This window comes from Alteromonas sp. ABH4_456 (assembly GCF_056160645.1).
In genome coordinates this window covers 344,331-360,923 of the sequence record NZ_JBSWXO010000005.1, presented here as the reverse complement: position 1 = coordinate 360,923, position 16,593 = coordinate 344,331, and the positions used below count along the sequence as shown (strand labels likewise).

Sequence of the window (16,593 nt, the reverse complement as noted above, 5' to 3'; positions counted from 1 at the left end):
CTCGGTAATTTCTTTTTGGCGATTGATCTGATCGCAGAAATCACACTGAGTTCCCCTATGGGGTGCTCTACACTTAAGAACAGTTATTTAGTAAAATTGCACGGATGAAAGAATAAACAGGCGACAATGGGGCTTTAGGTTTAGTAGAGTCGTGCAGGTAGCGTTATGCCAAAGGTAACAAAAAAACGACAAAGCAATATTCATCCCACGGTTTCCATATAGTTAATAGTAACAGTGGGATGAATAATTAACGCTAATTCAGTGATTGAAGTAAAACAACTAATTGTTACTGTTATCAAAACTAATATATTCAACAACTTCAAGATCGAACCCAGATAATGCGTTGAATTTTAACGGGGCACTTAATAGTCTTAGTTTCTTGACGCCGAGATCTCGTAATATTTGCGAGCCTGCACCTACTTGCTTGTAACCAATATCTGTTCTGGGACGCCTTTTTTTGCCTAAAACTAATTCATCAATACTATTTTCAATATCTTCAGTGGTTTCTGTGTGACATATATAAACTAATACGCCATTTCCAACATCAGCGATATGCTGCATAGCTGCCCTAAAGTCCCATGAATTGCTAGTTTCTTCACTATATATGCCTAATACATCTTTAGCTGTACTGCTTACATGCACACGAACTAACACGGGTTCATCAGTACAGACATCTCCTTTTATAAGTGCAAAGTGATGCTCATTTGTTGTGTTATTGAGGTATGTTCTTAATTCAAATTTGCCATGTACAGTATTTATTTGTCGTTGTTTAATGCATTCAATAGTGCGATCCGTAGCGATCCGGTATTGAATGAGTCCGGCTATGGTGCCAATTTTAATATTATGTCGCTTGGCAAATTCTTCTAGCTCAGGTCGTCTTGCCATAGAGCCATCTTCATTCATTACTTCTACAATTACTGCAGCTGGCTCCAGCCCCGCTAAACGGGCTAAATCACAACCTGCTTCGGTATGTCCCGCGCGACTCAGCACGCCACCAGCCTGGGCCATCACTGGAAATATATGCCCAGGTTGGACAATGTCTTGAGGTTTAGCAGTAGTTGCTACTGCTGTTTGTACTGTGTGGGCGCGATCTGCAGCGGATATTCCGGTTGAAATGCCTGATGCTGCTTCAATACTAACGGTAAAGTTGGTGGAATGTTGACTGCCGTTATTGTGCACCATCAGCGGTAAATTGAGTTGACGGCAGCGTTCTTCTGTTAAGGTCAGACATATTAACCCTCTGGCGTGGGTGGCCATAAAATTAATGTCTTTGGGTTCCACTAGGGAGGCAGCCATTAAAATATCGCCTTCATTTTCACGATCTTCATCGTCAAGCAAGATCACCATTTTGCCTTGACGGAAATCTTCGATAATTTCCTTGTACGTGTTTAGTTGCATACATTACTCGTTAGTTAAGTACTGCCTACCAAATTACTCAAAGACTCGTTAATGGTAGGTGTGATAATGAAAGTATATTATACCTAAGGATGCTAATATTGCAGGGCGTTGGGGTTTTTTTTAACGTGAAAGTTCTTTTAAATAAGGTATTTATTGGCATGTTGAGGTATTCTAGTTTAAAGCAGCCCGAATTCAGATAATAAGTGCACCACTTATGGTTAAACGGTGAGGAGAGATCAACTGCCTGTTGGTGGTACTCTGCAATCGCCAAAAAACAAGAGTAGTTACCATGAGTTACGAGCAGTTGATCGAGGGACAACGATACCAGATAGAGGCCTACTTACGCGAGGGTTTCAGTTATCGGGAAATAGGAAAGCGGCTGAGGAAAAGTCATAGCACTATCAGTCGGGAAGTCAGACTCAATCGAATTCGAGATAGCCATTACTTGCCGGAAGTCGCTCAGGCGAAAGCAGAAAAACGACGATGCCAGGCTGCCAAGTATTATGTACCGGAATCGACCATCACGTTTGTTGAGTTTGGCTTGAACCAGAAATGGAGTCCTGAGCAAATTGCTGGCGTGGGTAAAATCATAGGCCATCCCGTCAGTCACGAATGGATTTATGGCTATGCACAGCGGGATAAATTACGCGGTGGCAAGCTGTATAAGCAGTTGCGGCAGAGTCGACGCAGATACCGTAAAGGCAGTCGGGCGAAGCGGGTCATTATCCCGAATCGCGTGGGCATTGAGCATCGTCCAGCCATCGTGAACAGAAAGAAGCGGTTTGGCGACTGGGAAGCTGACACGGTTTTAGGGAAGCAAGGAATCGGCGCGATAGTCAGCCTAGTTGAGCGGAAAAGCAAGCTGTACCTGATACGTAAAGTGCCAGCCAAAAGCGCGGCTGATGTAAGCCGGGCCATGGTCGGAATGCTGTGGCGGTACTGCCGTCACGTCCGTACTATTACAGCAGATAACGGCAGTGAATCCTGTGACCACGAGCAGGTAGCAGAAAAGTTGAAAGCGGATATCTATTTCGCTAACCCATACTCTTCATGGGAACGCGGATTGAATGAGAACTTCAATGGCCTGCTGCGCCAGTACATCCGTAAAGGCACGGATTTACGGACAGTAACGGACAAGCAAATTGCTAAAATTGAACGGGCATTAAATGCCAGACCGAGAAAGTGTCTCGGCTTCAGGCAACCTCTAGCGGTATTCAATGAATTACGCCAGGCTGCCTAATTTCGCGAGTGGTGCACTTCGGAGTTGAATTCGCGAGTTGTTTTACTTATCTAATGTTAGGCTTTTAATACTCACCATATTTCAAGTGCCGTAATAATATAGGAATTCGCGTTAAAAATGGCTGAAAAAATTCATCCACTTTCATTTGATCCAGGTCGTCCAGACTTTTCTCCTTATGGATTAACTTGTGTGCACTGGAAACCATCTCCAATGCCGCGTCCTGACCACCATAGTGAAGTAGAGCTAAACTTTCTTAAGTCAGGCTCGGTTACCTATTTGTTTGGTGGACAAAAAACGACAGTGGAAGTCGGAAAATTAAGTGTTTTTTGGGCGGCGATACCGCATCAAATTATTGATTTTACACCTGATACCGTTTATTACGTTGCAACAATACCGTTGCAAAACTTTTTAGCCTGGCAACTTCCTGAGTCTTTTGTTCAACAATTAATGCATGGTCAATTTGTCAGTGAGCAAACATCGAATCGCGCACAGATTGATGAGCGGCTGTTTGAGCATTGGGTGAATGATTTGCAATCTCGCACTGAAGAAATTGAAAAACCCGTGCTGTTAGAAATGCAAGCTCGTTTAACGCGTTTAGCTTATAACTTACCAGCCAATGATAACAGCCAGTGTTTTACTTCAATAAAAAATTCTGGCCTCAATAAGGCTGAACAAATGGCTTGCTATGTTGCTCAAAATTACACAGAAAAATTAACCGCTGCACAAATCAGTGAGTTTGCAGATTTGCACCCTAATTATGCAATGAATTTGTTCCAGAAAACCTATGGTACGACGTTAATTAACTACTTAACTCAACATAGGATTTCACACGCACAGCGTTTATTGACCACTACCAGTTTGAAAATTACTGAAATAGCAATTCAGTCAGGTTTTATTACTATCAGTCGATTTAATGATGCTTTTGTTCGCTCCTGTGGATGTTCTCCTCGGGATTATCGAAAGTCCCATCAGATAGAACAAAAAAAACGCGCTTAGTGTAATTTCCAGAAAGTCGGAGAAGAGTAGATTTCTGCATTAAAACTGAAATCTACTCATATCTTTTACTACTCGAAAGAACTAAATAATGCCTTACGGGCTAAATTAAGGGCCGTTACAGCGTCTTGCTTACTTTGAGCTTCGCGCATTGCTTCAAAATCCAGTTTATCCAATGCGCGTTCAATTGCCTTTAAGAAACCTATCGCGCTGTTGGCTGCTTCCACAGCATTTTCCCTGAATGGAAACTGATCTAATTGCCATACACCTTGCCAGTTGTTTTTACGCAAAGTGTAGAAAAATTCGAATAGTTCTATAGGGTGCACTGAACCCGCTATTAGATCATCATCCCAGCCGCGAAAATTATCATTTACGTCCATACCAAATAAACGACCATGGTCAATAGCCAGTTGAGCCGCATCTGCTGGCGATTCTCCACCGTAGAGTGAATGTCCAAAATCGAGCAGAATACCTACATTTGGAAGCCCCATCTTTTCAATACCCAATAAGGTTCGAGAGACACTGTCATAGCTCATATGTGCACGTGGTTCACGGGGTTTATATTCAATAACAAATTTAAGGTCAGGGTTTTGGCTTGCAGCTTCCGCAATACCTTCAACACTTAGTTTCCATAATTCGCGATGATCAACCTGAAATGGATAGTCCCACCCGTCTTGTCCTGGCCAAAGTTTGACGTAGTCAGCGCCAAAACGGCGTACAACATTTGCCGCATCATTCACCATTTCATTAGCCAATTTGCGGATACCGGGATCCGGGTTGGTAAACGCGCCTTTTGAGAATTGGCGGGTATAAATTTCCGGTGTAATACCAATAACTGACAAATTATTGCGCTTTAGCGCCTCTTCTACAGTATCGAGCGACAATGAGGAATCCACAAAAGGATAATTAATATCAACGACGGATAAATCTTCTACTTGCCCAGCTAAGTCAATCATCTCTAGAAGCGTTCTTGTTGGACCATAACCATCGGTAGCGTAGCGGTCCACATAAGTGGCAAAGTGCCATATTCCAGCACCAAATTTTTGCTTTTGTTTCATAAAAAGTATATCTCCAGAGATCTGTAAAGCATTGACTTTACTTACGTTTAATTTTAGTTGGAGAGTTAATCTGCAATAATGACTTCAACTCCAACCTCTTCTATTGCGATGCGGTCTTTCTCTTGAATTCCACAATCTGTTATTAAAATATTAATTCGCTTTAGATGGTCCAAATGACAGAAGGAACGCTCTCCTATCTTGCTCGAATCCGCCAGTAAGATGATTTTTTTCGCCGAATTCATCATGGCTTTTTTCACTGCGATATCAGACATAGAGGGATAAGTCAGCCCACTATCTACATCTAAGGCGGCAGTAGCTAAAAATAGCTTTTGTACAAAAAGTCCATCAAAGTAATCAGCCGATCTATCACCACTTAAAGACAAAGTAGGGGCTTTAAAGTGACCTCCACTCATATGCACATCAAACTCTGGCTCAGCCCCGAGCATAAGCGCAATATTAAGTGCATTGGTTATCACTGTTACGTTCTTCTTCCCAAACAAATGTGAGGCCATTGCTGTCGTCGTCGAGCCGGAATCAATAATTATTGATTCTCCATTTTCCACTAGCTTGGCGGCTGCTCTGCCTATTTTCTGCTTAACGTCTATATTTTCTTGATGTTCCAATGCCATCGAGCGAACTTGATCGGGTACCGATTTTAAGAAAGCACCGCCATGCTCTCTAACAATGTGTCCATCGTTTTCTAATTTTTCCAGGTCTTGACGTATCGTGACCTCAGAAACGCCAAACGCTTCAGCGAAAACACTGACACGCTCACTACCTTCTTCTCTTAGCCAGTCCAACATTTTAGTGCGGCGGATCTCACCAAATTGTCGTCCCTTGAACTTGTTTTCTTGCATAAATCAATTCTCTGCCAGGTGATGTAAACAAAGCTTATGTATTACCACGTAATTGAGCTCAACTTCATTTGTTTTTCGTTTCTATTGATGCATTAATTGCAATTCGAAAGTGAACGAAAGTTAAATTCTTACGAAAATACCTGGCGATAAATTAATAAACACTATATAGTATTTAAAAATTAATTAAAGTACCTGAATAGTAATCATGAACACGAATGGTCAACTTGCTCGAAAATCGTTAGAGTATCGTCGCGATATCATTAGATGGATCAAACATGCTGGAGCTGGTCATACAGGGGGAAGTTTGTCCTGTGTGGATATATTGAACGTGCTCTACAACCGCATATTGCGGGTCTCTCCAGACACTTTTTCTGCTCCTGACAGAGATAGATTTGTGCAAAGTAAGGGGCATTCTGTTGAAGCTTTGTTTGTGGTGTTAGCTGACCAAGGCTTTTTTGAAGAGTCTGAATTAGAAACCTTATGTGGATATCAATCTCACTTTGTCGGTCACCCCACGCGAAAAATTCCAGGTGTAGAGCAGAATACAGGTGCTCTGGGGCATGGTTTGCCAATCTGCACCGGGATGGCGATTGGTGCAAAAATGGATAAGTCTGATTTTCGGGTATTTACTTTATTAGGTGATGGTGAGATTGCTGAAGGTTCTAACTGGGAAGCGGCAATGGCGGCATCACATTATAAACTTGACAATCTCACCGCTATCGTTGACTGCAATACGCTGCAAATTACCGGCCGTACTCGTGATGTGATGAACAATGAACCTCTGGCCGAAAAGTTTGAGTCATTTGGTTGGGCGGTTAAAACCATAGATGGTCATAATTTTGATCAGCTTATAAGCGTTTTAGAAAAGCCACTTGAGCCAGGAAAGCCGACAGCCATTATCGCTCGTACTGTAAAAGGTAAAGGAGTGAGTTTTATGGAAGATGTAGGAAAATGGCACCATGGTGTTCCCAATGATGAAGAGTATTTGCGCGCATTAGCGGAAATTAACTTCAATCTTGCCACATTTAAGGAGGCTTTAGCATGAGTGCGCCAGCGCCATCAATGTATTCTAATGTCGCGAAAGCGTATGCAGAAAAATTTGGCCTGAAATTAGGCAAACCTAATCTCGAAGTATTTTCAGAAACACTGCAACAGCTGGCTTCAGAAGATGCTCAGATCACTGTTGTAACCAGTGACTCCAGAGGGTCGGGTAAACTTGCTCCTTTTGCGCAAGCTTATCCAGATCAGATAGTGGAAGTGGGTATTGCAGAGCAAAACTTGGTCGGTGTCGCGGCCGGATTAGCGTCTATTGGTAAGAGTGTGTTTGCCGTATCACCCGCCTGTTTTCTTACTGCTCGTTCTTTTGAGCAAATTAAGAATGATGTGGCTTACTCTGATAATCCGGTGGCTTTAGTGGGAATTAGTGCTGGTGTCAGTTACGGTGCCTTAGGTACAACTCACCATTCGTTACATGACTTTGCTGCGTTAAGAGCAGTGAACAATATCACCATTATTTCACCTGCGGATAACTATGAAGCCATCGAAGCCGTAAAAGCGGCGGCTACATGGCCAACGCCAGTCTATTTACGATTTGGCAAAGCTCCTCTCTATGGATTACCCACTATTAATAAATTTGAAGTTGGCAAAGCACGAGTGGTTAGAGCAGGTAATGATGCCGCTTTTATCGCCAACGGCGAAACAGTAATTCACGCATTTTTAGCTGCGGGCTATTTACATGAAGCCTTAGGTATCAATTGTAGAGTTATCAGTATGCCTACTATTAAACCCTTAGATACAGATGCCATTCTTGTTGCGGCAAGTGAATGTCGGGCTATTGTTACTGTAGAAGAGCATATGGTGAATGGTGGTTTAGGAGAGGCATGTGCGGGGGTAATCTCTCAAACGGCTATTGCGCCTAAATTTAAAGTTTGCGGCATTCCAGATGAATATACCGTGACGGGTAGCCAAGCAGACATCTTTAATCATTACGGCATATCAATGGAAGGTTTGGCGCAGGCCATGCGCCGTCTATTGGGCGTTTAGCGTTATGCCTTGTATTCTAGCGATAGACCAAAGTACGTCTGCAACTAAAGCACTGCTGTTTGATAGTCAAGGGGAGGTACTTGATCGAGAGTCTGCTGCCCATCAGCAATTTTATCCGCAACCGGGCTGGGTGGAGCATGATGCCGAAGAAATTTGGCAAAATCTGTTAACTGTTACCCAGTCTTTAATTACGCGGAACGCACATAGGGCGGATCAACTGCTGGGGTTGAGTATTACCAATCAGCGGGAAACGATCGTGGTCTTTGACAAAGACACAGGCAAGCCGCTGTATCCGGCAATCGTTTGGCAATGTCGACGTAGCGACAGAATTTGCAAGCAGCACATCGAACACGGCCATAGTGACATCATAAGCACAGCGACAGGTCTGCGAATTGACCCGTATTTTTCAGGTTCAAAATTGCAGTGGATGGTTGAGCATTATGATGGTCTCAAACAAAAACTGGTTGAGGGTGAAGCATTAATTGGTACCGTAGATACCTATCTTATATATCGGCTAACCCAAGGAAAGGTCTTCGCAACCGACCCATCCAATGCCAGTCGCACATTGTTGTACGATATTAATCGCCTGTCTTGGAGTCAGTCACTGTGTGATTTGTGGCAAGTGCCAATGAATGCGTTGGCGGAGGTTCGGGAGAGTTCCGCGTCGTTTGGTGAAACCCAGATTGCCGGTGTTTTATCAAAACCATGCCCAATTATCGGCGTTATCGGAGACTCGCAAGCGTCTTTATTTGCCCTGCGTTGTTTTGAATCCGGTAGTGCCAAAGTCACTTTTGGTACTGGCTCTTCAGTTTTGTTGAATATTGGCAATCAACCACAGTTTTCAAAACTGGGCGTTGTGACTGCATTAGCTTGGATCATTAATGGTCAACCCACCTATGCATACGAAGGCATTATTATCCATTCCGCGGCAACATTGGTGTGGCTTAAGGACCAACTTGGGCTTATTCAAGAGGTTAGTGAGCTAGAAGAGCTGGCTTCTCAAGTAGAAGATGAAGGAGGGGTCTATTTTATTCCGGCATTTTCGGGATTGGGCTTACCCTACTGGGATCCGGATGCGCGTGCCGCGATAGTTGGATTGTCCGGATATAGCAATAAAAAACATGTCGCTCGTGCCGCACTAAATTCCATTGCTTATCAGTTAAAAGATGCACTGGAGGCGATGCAGCAGGAAAGTGGCGTGAAATTGACCTTGCTCAACGCCGATGGTGGACCGTCGGCAAATCAGTTGTTAATGCAATTTACTGCGGATATTACCTGTACTGACCTGGCGGTTTCAGCCGCTCCTGATTGTTCAGCACTGGGTGCGGCAATGATGGGACCAATGGGGCTAGGAAAATATCAGTCTATTGATGAAATTGCAGCGTTACCACGCAACGATAAACAGTATCACCCGCATATGCCATCTGAAATGGTTAATACTCTACACTCTGGATGGCGAGATGCGATGCATCTAGTGTTATCCGGCAGTAAACAAAACAAAAATGAAGGACACTCATAATGAAAATAACAAAAATACCGGCAGTGCTCGTTTCTGCCTTGATGATGTTTGCCTTGTTATTAACCGGTTGTGGACAGGCTGATAATCAAGGAGTTGAGACGCAAAAAGAATCAGCCAGTAAACGCATTGCTGTTGTGGTCTCGACACTGAACAATCCTTGGTTTGTGATCTTAGCTGAGGCTGCTCGAGATCGTGCAATTGAACTCGGTTATGAAGCGACCATTTTTGATTCGCAAAATGACCCATCCAAAGAAGCGGCACATTTTGAAAATATTGTGGCCTCTGGCTACAGCGCCATTTTATTTAATCCTACCGATGCGGACGGCTCTATTGCCAATGTACGTCGTGCCAAGAAAGCGGATATCCCGGTATTTGGTATGGATCGGGAGATTAATGCCACCGATGCGGCAGTGTCGCAGATTCTATCTGACAATTACGCCGGCACCGTCGCGCTCGGTCAGTATTTTGTTAAAACGGTTGGAAAAACGGGCAAGTATGTCGAGTTATTAGGCTTGGTTGGTGACAACAATACCTGGAATCGCTCAAAAGGTTTTCACAGTGTGGTTGACCGTTATCCTGGATTAGAAATGGTGGCGCAGCAAAGCGCCGATTTTGACCGTGCCAAAGCACTCGATGTTCTGGAATCGGTATTGCAGGCTAATCCTGACATCGATGCTGTTTTCTGCGGCAACGATGCGATGGCCATGGGGGCTTACCAAGCTCTGTTAGCCGCCGGCAAAGCGGACAAGGTTAAGGTTTTTGGTTTCGATGGTGCCGACGATGTCGTGAAGTTAATTGCTGAGGGTAAGATTACCGCGACGGGTATGCAATTCCCCAAAGTAATGGCAAAGACAGCAGCAGAAAGTGCCGACCAATACATCAATGGTAAACGTGATTTTCCTCAGAAAACACCGGTGTCGGTAGAGTTGGTGACACAGCAAAATGTCAGCAACTTTGGTGATTATGGTCGTAAGTAGTAGGTGTATTGAATGACAAGTTCTATGTCTTATAAAAGTGCAAAGCTAAAAGTTTGGATTATTGTGGTTATCGGCTTGGCACTTTTGTTTTATGTGATGCCACTGTTCAAAGTAGTGTCTTTAAAAGAAGCGCAACAAAAAGCGTTAGCAGCGAATTTTGACCCAGTAACTTATGTCGGTGAGATCTGGCAAGGCGCTCTATTAGAAGCCGCTGAGAATGCGGTAGATGTAGTAACTTTACATCAAGCATTTCAGCAGGACGCACAACAAGCGGCTAACGATTATGGTAACAGGCTGGGTCTTAGTGGTACCGCCTCCTATTTTGTCTCTGGTCAGGGGTATATTGTCTCGGCCGAGGCTGATAGCGTCAGCATTGCCTTGATGCCAGACGGAAAGGAAATCGCAGTTATCGAAATAGGCCCTATTTTCGGTAATGCTATTCGCGATGGTTCAGGTTTGTTTAATATCAGTGATTTTTCCAATACCCAGGATTACAACGCCTTATCTGAAGAACTAAATCGCAGAGTGGAGCAACAGGTTTTACCCATCTTGCAAGCTGATAACCTTGTCGGCAAACAAGTTCGTTTTGCCGGTGGGGTGGATATTTCTGATTACGACGGCGTTCCAGACTCATTTTTAGTGGTACCTGTTGTGGTTGAAGTGTTATGACAACATCAGCAGAAATTGTGCTGGAAGCACAAGGAATAGGTAAGAGTTTCCCCGGTGTCCGTGCTCTGGATAATGTCAGCCTGACATTACGCAGCGGACGTTTAACCGCGCTACTGGGTGAAAATGGCGCCGGTAAGTCGACATTGATGAATATTGTCGCAGGTGTGTTCAACCAGGATCAAGGCGAAGTGAGGTTATCTGGTCAAGCAGTTAATTTCGCTAATCCGCGAGAAGCACGTGACGCCGGGATTTCCATGATTTATCAGGAACTGAATTTAGTCTCCAATTTAACGGTGGCTGAAAATATCTTCCTTAGTCGCGAGCCACTAAATCGGTTTGGTTTAATTGACTCCGAGAAAATGAACCGCGACACCGCCGTACTACTTAAGCGGTTGGATTTGGATGTGGAGCCGACCACACCATTAGGTCACTTGCGCGTAGGTCAACAGCAAATCGTGGAAATTGCCAAAGCCATTTCTACCAATGCCAAAGTGCTGATTATGGATGAACCCACTTCAGCCATTACCGAACACGAAATTGACGTGCTGTTTGGCATTATCGAGAACCTTAAAAAACAAGGTGTTGCCATTGCATATATTACCCACAAGCTTGAAGAGCTGACGCGCATAGGTGATGACGCTGTTGTCATGCGAGATGGCAAGCTGATTAGCAGTGCGCCGCTGTCTGACTTAAGTCGTGGTGATATTGTACGTATGATGGTCGGACGCGAAATGAAGTCCTATACCGAGCGTCAAAGTACTGAAAAAGGTGCCGAAGCGCTGCGTATTGAAAACTTGTCTTTGGCTCATCCTGAGCGTCCAGAAGAATACCTTTTAAAGAATATTGACTTTAACGTGCACCGCGGAGAAGTGTTGGGCATATTTGGTTTAATGGGAGCCGGCAGAACCGAATTACTGGAAACCGTATTTGGATTACATCCACTTCAGGCAAGTGGCACCTTCTTCGTTAACGGTGAGCCCGTTAAGATTACATCACCACGACAGGCTATTGATTTGGGCTTGGCACTTGCCCCTGAAGATCGCAAGCATGAAGGGCTGATCTTAGGGATGTCGGTATCAGAAAATGCCAGTTTGGCTTGTTTGGGGCGACTCGGCAGATTTGGCTTTACGGATGAAAAAGCCGAAAACCAACTAGCAGATGAAATAGTTCGTGATTTCAGTGTTAAAACCCCGTCTATTCATCAAACCATTCGCAATCTTAGTGGTGGCAATCAACAGAAAGTTATCCTCGGTAAATGGCTCGCCAATAAGCCATTGGTACTGCTGTTGGATGAGCCAACCCGCGGGATTGATGTGAATGCCAAAGATGAAATTTACAGTTTAATTCACAAACTCGGTGAGTCTGGTTTAGCCGTGATTGTAGTGTCTTCAGAATTACCAGAAATCTTGGCTCTAACCGACAGAGTGATGGTGTTATGCGAAGGTCAGAAAACGGCTGAGTTTGATCGTGCGCAGGCTAACGAAGAATCAATTATGGCGGCGGCATTGCCAAAAGGAGTATAAGTTGTGAGCACGAATAAATTACCTACCAAAGAGTTGTTGGCTAAATCACAGTCGCTGATTGCGTTGGTTGTGATGGTCATAGCGATGTCACTGTTATCTGACTCGTTTTTAACCCTCGACAACGGTTGGAACATTATGCGTCAGATATCGGTTAATTTGTGTTTATCCATTGGTATGACGCTGATCATCCTATCAGGCGGAATAGATCTCTCTGTGGGCGCCATTCTGGCATTGGCCGGTGCTGTGGCGGCAGGCATCCTGAAAAATGGTATTGCGATACCGATGTTCGACGTGTTGATTCAGGTGACATTAGCTGGCGCCATTATTGTCGGTGTTCTGGTTGGATTTGGTCTGGGCTGGTTTAACGGCCTGATGATTACCCGTTTCAAAATCCCTCCTTTCGTGGCAACACTGGGTATGTTTAGTATCGCTCGTGGTTTAACCATGCTGTGGACCGGTGGCTTTCCTATTACCGGTTTAGGGGAAGATTTTGGCTTTATTGGTACCGGAGAACTTCTTGGCATACCTATGCCGGTTTGGATCTCCGTGGCCTTGGTGCTGGTTTTTGTGGCGATTACGTTGAAAACCCGTTTCGGTCGCTATCTGTATGCCGTCGGTGGCAATGAACGAGCCTCGTTACTAACCGGCTTAAATGTCAACAATATCAAAATCTGGGTTTATGCCCTAGGTGGCGGGCTTGCCGGCGTGGCAGGGTTGTTGGTGACTGCGCGTCTTGATTCAGCACAGCCGAATGCTGGCTTAGGTTATGAGTTGGATTGTATCGCAGCAGTGGTCATTGGTGGTACGTCGCTGGCTGGCGGTCGCGGCTCTGTTTGGGGAACGGTTTTAGGGTGCCTGATTATTGGTGTGCTGAATAACGGATTATTTCTGTTAAATGTTTCTCCATTCTGGCAACAGGTAATTAAAGGATTGGTGATTTTGGCGGCAGTGGCCATTGATAAAGCCAACAGTAAACATGGTGACTAAAAGAATGAAAGATTTTTATCTGTACAACAGCTTACAAGGCGGGCTATTGGCTGCCCTAAAGCTAAGCATTTCATTGATTCTATTAACTGGTTGCGTAGATAGTAACGAGCCTATTGCCTCCCAAACCACTGCTGTTTCGACGCCAGAGAAAGCCGATACTCAACGACATCGAGTACTTATCTCTACTGATATTGGTGGTACAGACCCGGATGATTTCCAGTCAATGGCACACTTATTTTTATATATCAACGAAATGGATTTAGAAGGATTGGTGTCATCACCGTTTGGACCTGGGCGTAAACAGGATATTCTGGATGTGATTGACTACTATGAACGCGACTATCCAGCCTTGCGCGCGATATCCGCGAATTATCCTACTGCGGATGAGTTAAGGGCATTGACCAAGCAGGGGGAGACGGAGATATCACCCTATCAAGGTGTTAGAAGACCAACCGAGGGATCCCAGTGGATTATCGAGCGTGCGCGAATCGATGACCCCAGACCACTCCATGTATTGGTGTGGGGCGGTATTGAAGATGTAGCCCAGGCATTACATGATGCCCCTGATATTCTGCCCAAATTAAGAGTGTATTACATCGGTGGCCCGAATAAAAAATGGGGGCCGAATGCTTATCAGTACATTGCTGAAAATCATCCTGAGTTATTTATCATCGAATCGAACGCCACCTATCGTGGTTGGTTTGTTGGTGGAGACCAGTCAGGAGATATGGGCAATACTTCTTTTGTGAGTCAACATGTTGCCGGCCATGGTGCTTTAGGGGAATTCTTTATTACCCAACTTGGCGGTGAAATTAAAATGGGTGATACGCCATCATTAGGCTGGGTACTTAATGGCAAAATGCAAGATCCAACCCAGCCCGGCTGGGGAGGGCAGTATGTGCGAGCCTGGGAACGCCCTTATAAGCTATTTAAACGTATCACTACCGCGCAGGATGAAATTGAAGAGTTTGGTATTCTGGAAATTCAGCTAGCTGCAGATGTAACGGGTATCGACAAGCCTGTCGCACAGATGAGTGTCGAAAACCAATTACTGGATGGTTTTTTTGATAAACAAGGTCAGGTACGATTCCGCTTTTCACCCAAAGCATCTAAATTATTTAGCTATACCCTGTCGAGCAATGTGCAATCGCTGGATGGTCTGACAGGGCAAATTAACGCCCTGCCGACCTCACCACAACAAGCTCTTAACCCTGATAACCGTTGGCCAAACTGGTGGGTAGATAACCCGGCACCAGAGTTCTCAGAAGGCCCACATATTGGTGCGAAAACAGTCAGTCAATGGCGTCAGGCGTACCTGCAAGATTTTGCCAAACGCATGGACTGGGTACAAACCGCACCTTAGCCAAGCAATATAAAAAACTCAAAGTGGGAGAGTTCTAATGACTGTGTTTGTACAACATAAGCCATTTTATAGCCTGAAGGTAGGAATGATTGTCAGTAGCTTGCTGCTGGTTGCTTGTGGCAATGACCAGCGTGCTAATCAAACTGGCACTCAGAACGCAGCTGATAAACCTATTGCAACCAATATTCGCTTGGACAAGATGCCACAGGTGAGCACTAATGCCGATGGCGGATTACAGCCCGTTATTGGAGTGCGGAATATTCAAATATTTCGGGCAAATCGGCTGCAACCTATGCATTTGGATCAGGTGAATGACACTTATAGTCACGCACCAATGTTGGCACATTGGAAAGGCAAATTTTATTTAAATTACTTGCATGCGCCGGTCAATGAGCACGATCCCCACACATCAACCTCATTGATGTCTTCAACAGATGGTCTTCACTGGCAAGGGCCACAGGTTATTTTTCCGGCTTATACGCTTTCCGATGGTACCGACAGCCTGAATCATCAACGCGCTAGTTTTTATATCGCCCCCAACGGCAGACTGTTAACTACCGCTTTTTATGGGTCTTATCCAGACCCTCATATGGGCGAAGGTGTGGGGCGAGCGGTGCGTGAAATCTATGAGGATGGCTCATTAAGCCCTATCTATTACATACGACTTAACAAACACACCCAATGGACAGACGCCGATAAAAATCATTTTCCGGTGTATACCAGTAGCAGTGACAACGGATTTATCGAAGCCTGTGAGAGCCTGCTGACTAACAGAATGGTCACGGCGCAATGGTGGGAAGAAGATAGGTTGGATGAAACTGGATTGTACGGCCCACAAGGGCAAGCGTTATCGTATTTTACACTGCCTTCTGGTGACACTATCGGCGTTGTTAAAGGGGGGAACACTTTTATTACTAAAGATAATGCGCTCACTTGGCAATCGTTGGGTCGTGCCGAGAATTTGCCAGCCAGTGCGGCAAAGTATTGGGGGCAGAAAATGGCAGATGGCCGCTATGCATTGGTATTTAATCCTACCACTCGCTTGCGCCATCCATTAGCAATGGTGATCAGTGACGACGGTCAGCATTTCAGTGATTTATTAGCGGTGCATGGTGAACTCCCGGTGCAGCGTTATCCCGGTAAATACAAAAACATGGGACCACAGTATGTTCGCGGTATTGTTGAAGGAAATGGACAATCGCCAGATGGCAACCTTTGGCTTACCTATAGTGTTAACAAAGAAGATATTTGGGTCAGTATGGTACCAACTGATACAAAAAGTTCCGAAACGTCAGATATTCAGGATGGTTTCAATACACTCGATTCCCTTGGTTTACCTAAAGGTTGGAATATTTACCGCCCGCTTTGGGCACCGGTTTCTGTAGTCGAAACACAAAGTCAACAAGGCGCAGTTTTATCCTTGGTGGATGAAGACCCCTATGACTACGCCAGTGCAACCCGAGTGTTTCCGACGAGTTTATCCGCACTGATCCGATTTAAGCTCCTCGCCGCGCAAATTGACGGACGAATTGAAATTGATGTCGCTAACGCTGAAGGGCAACGGCCAGTTCAAATTGCTTTTACAGAGGATGGCAGGGTGGAGGCAAAACACGAAGGGATTTGGAAGCCCGCTGGAGGTTATCGGGCAAATGAGTGGCTGGATGTTGAGCTGGATGTGAATCCTGAGAGTGATATCGATCGCTATCAACTGCTTATCAATGGTGAAGAAGTGTTATACCGCACCGCTTATTTTAGTGATGTGGTACCGACAGTGGAGCGGCTGATCTTGCGTACTGGTGAATATCGTCGTCGCGGTAGTGGTGGCCATGAATTATCTGATGGTCATTTAAAAAGCCAAAAGAAGCAGTTTTTTATCGATGATGTGAGCATTGTAGTGCGCCGCAAGCCTGAATAGTAATGAATCGACCTGATAACCGATGACGTTGCGTTAACCAATTAACAACAG

14 protein-coding genes are annotated in these 16,593 nt (G+C 44.8%); 11 read left to right on the top strand and 3 right to left on the bottom strand.

Annotated elements, in window-relative coordinates; genetic code table 11:
- Window positions 1-279 precede the first annotated feature (279 nt).
- Entirely contained in the window at window positions 280-1,398 is a 1,119-nt protein-coding gene (ribBA, locus tag ACXAG2_RS10875) for a bifunctional 3,4-dihydroxy-2-butanone-4-phosphate synthase/GTP cyclohydrolase II (RefSeq protein ID WP_474866869.1), read from the bottom strand.
- A gap of 289 nt (window positions 1,399-1,687) precedes the next feature.
- Here ribBA and ACXAG2_RS10870 point away from each other — a divergent pair, with 289 nt between their 5' ends.
- Together ACXAG2_RS10870 and ACXAG2_RS10865 are read left to right on the top strand one after the other, a co-directional pair.
- Complete coding sequence (locus tag ACXAG2_RS10870; protein WP_474866866.1) at window positions 1,688-2,638, top strand: IS30 family transposase; 951 nt, start codon at window positions 1,688-1,690, stop codon at window positions 2,636-2,638.
- 117 nt (window positions 2,639-2,755) lie between these two features.
- Window positions 2,756-3,634: a helix-turn-helix domain-containing protein gene (locus tag ACXAG2_RS10865; protein ID WP_474866863.1), complete on the top strand. Its 879-nt coding sequence runs from the start codon at window positions 2,756-2,758 to the stop codon at window positions 3,632-3,634.
- A gap of 68 nt (window positions 3,635-3,702) precedes the next feature.
- Here ACXAG2_RS10865 and ACXAG2_RS10860 read toward each other — a convergent pair whose 3' ends face one another.
- Together ACXAG2_RS10860 and ACXAG2_RS10855 are read right to left on the bottom strand one after the other, a co-directional pair.
- Window positions 3,703-4,689, bottom strand: a complete 987-nt coding sequence (locus tag ACXAG2_RS10860; RefSeq protein WP_474866861.1) for a sugar phosphate isomerase/epimerase family protein — start codon at window positions 4,687-4,689, stop codon at window positions 3,703-3,705.
- Window positions 4,690-4,754: 65 nt separating this feature from the next.
- Window positions 4,755-5,546: a DeoR/GlpR family DNA-binding transcription regulator gene (locus ACXAG2_RS10855; RefSeq protein WP_474866858.1), complete on the bottom strand. Its 792-nt coding sequence runs from the start codon at window positions 5,544-5,546 to the stop codon at window positions 4,755-4,757.
- Window positions 5,547-5,751: 205 nt separating this feature from the next.
- Between ACXAG2_RS10855 and ACXAG2_RS10850 the strand changes: the two genes are divergently transcribed.
- Genes ACXAG2_RS10850 through ACXAG2_RS10810 form a run of 9 tightly spaced genes read left to right on the top strand, consistent with a single transcriptional unit; the run spans window position 5,752 to window position 16,542 of the window.
- A complete protein-coding gene (locus ACXAG2_RS10850; protein WP_474866856.1) occupies window positions 5,752-6,591 on the top strand; it encodes a transketolase in 840 nt (279 codons plus the stop codon).
- Entirely contained in the window at window positions 6,588-7,589 is a 1,002-nt protein-coding gene (locus ACXAG2_RS10845) for a transketolase family protein (protein WP_474866853.1), read from the top strand. Before ACXAG2_RS10850 ends, ACXAG2_RS10845 begins: the two co-directional genes overlap by 4 nt.
- A gap of 4 nt (window positions 7,590-7,593) precedes the next feature.
- Window positions 7,594-9,108 carry an FGGY family carbohydrate kinase gene (locus ACXAG2_RS10840; protein ID WP_474866851.1) on the top strand — a complete coding sequence of 505 codons (1,515 nt, stop codon included), beginning with the start codon at window positions 7,594-7,596 and terminating at the stop codon, window positions 9,106-9,108.
- Window positions 9,108-10,085, top strand: coding sequence for a substrate-binding domain-containing protein (locus ACXAG2_RS10835; RefSeq protein WP_474866849.1), 978 nt, complete (start codon window positions 9,108-9,110; stop codon window positions 10,083-10,085). Before ACXAG2_RS10840 ends, ACXAG2_RS10835 begins: the two co-directional genes overlap by 1 nt.
- A gap of 12 nt (window positions 10,086-10,097) precedes the next feature.
- Window positions 10,098-10,754, top strand: coding sequence for a DUF2291 family protein (locus ACXAG2_RS10830; RefSeq protein WP_474866847.1), 657 nt, complete (start codon window positions 10,098-10,100; stop codon window positions 10,752-10,754).
- Entirely contained in the window at window positions 10,751-12,277 is a 1,527-nt protein-coding gene (locus ACXAG2_RS10825; protein ID WP_474866845.1) for a sugar ABC transporter ATP-binding protein, read from the top strand. The genes ACXAG2_RS10830 and ACXAG2_RS10825 overlap by 4 nt, the downstream gene beginning before the upstream one ends.
- A gap of 3 nt (window positions 12,278-12,280) precedes the next feature.
- Window positions 12,281-13,264, top strand: a complete 984-nt coding sequence (locus tag ACXAG2_RS10820; RefSeq protein ID WP_474866843.1) for an ABC transporter permease — start codon at window positions 12,281-12,283, stop codon at window positions 13,262-13,264.
- A gap of 4 nt (window positions 13,265-13,268) precedes the next feature.
- Window positions 13,269-14,627, top strand: coding sequence for a DUF1593 domain-containing protein (locus ACXAG2_RS10815; protein ID WP_474866841.1), 1,359 nt, complete (start codon window positions 13,269-13,271; stop codon window positions 14,625-14,627).
- 37 nt (window positions 14,628-14,664) lie between these two features.
- The gene (locus ACXAG2_RS10810) at window positions 14,665-16,542 is read left to right on the top strand and encodes a hypothetical protein (RefSeq protein ID WP_474866838.1); all 1,878 of its coding nucleotides are present in this window, start codon (window positions 14,665-14,667) and stop codon (window positions 16,540-16,542) included.
- Window positions 16,543-16,593 lie beyond the last annotated feature (51 nt).

Bases quoted from the DNA above. Each gene is read 5' to 3' on its own strand.
- ribBA (WP_474866869.1), bottom strand. From the start codon at position 1,398: ATGCAACTAAACACGTACAAGGAAATTATCGAAGATTTCCGTCAAGGC.
- ACXAG2_RS10870 (WP_474866866.1), top strand. From the start codon at position 1,688: ATGAGTTACGAGCAGTTGATCGAGGGACAACGATACCAGATAGAGGCC.
- ACXAG2_RS10865 (WP_474866863.1), top strand. From the start codon at position 2,756: ATGGCTGAAAAAATTCATCCACTTTCATTTGATCCAGGTCGTCCAGAC.
- ACXAG2_RS10860 (WP_474866861.1), bottom strand. From the start codon at position 4,689: ATGAAACAAAAGCAAAAATTTGGTGCTGGAATATGGCACTTTGCCACT.
- ACXAG2_RS10855 (WP_474866858.1), bottom strand. From the start codon at position 5,546: ATGCAAGAAAACAAGTTCAAGGGACGACAATTTGGTGAGATCCGCCGC.
- ACXAG2_RS10850 (WP_474866856.1), top strand. From the start codon at position 5,752: ATGAACACGAATGGTCAACTTGCTCGAAAATCGTTAGAGTATCGTCGC.
- ACXAG2_RS10845 (WP_474866853.1), top strand. From the start codon at position 6,588: ATGAGTGCGCCAGCGCCATCAATGTATTCTAATGTCGCGAAAGCGTAT.
- ACXAG2_RS10840 (WP_474866851.1), top strand. From the start codon at position 7,594: ATGCCTTGTATTCTAGCGATAGACCAAAGTACGTCTGCAACTAAAGCA.
- ACXAG2_RS10835 (WP_474866849.1), top strand. From the start codon at position 9,108: ATGAAAATAACAAAAATACCGGCAGTGCTCGTTTCTGCCTTGATGATG.
- ACXAG2_RS10830 (WP_474866847.1), top strand. From the start codon at position 10,098: ATGACAAGTTCTATGTCTTATAAAAGTGCAAAGCTAAAAGTTTGGATT.
- ACXAG2_RS10825 (WP_474866845.1), top strand. From the start codon at position 10,751: ATGACAACATCAGCAGAAATTGTGCTGGAAGCACAAGGAATAGGTAAG.
- ACXAG2_RS10815 (WP_474866841.1), top strand. From the start codon at position 13,269: ATGAAAGATTTTTATCTGTACAACAGCTTACAAGGCGGGCTATTGGCT.
- ACXAG2_RS10810 (WP_474866838.1), top strand. From the start codon at position 14,665: ATGACTGTGTTTGTACAACATAAGCCATTTTATAGCCTGAAGGTAGGA.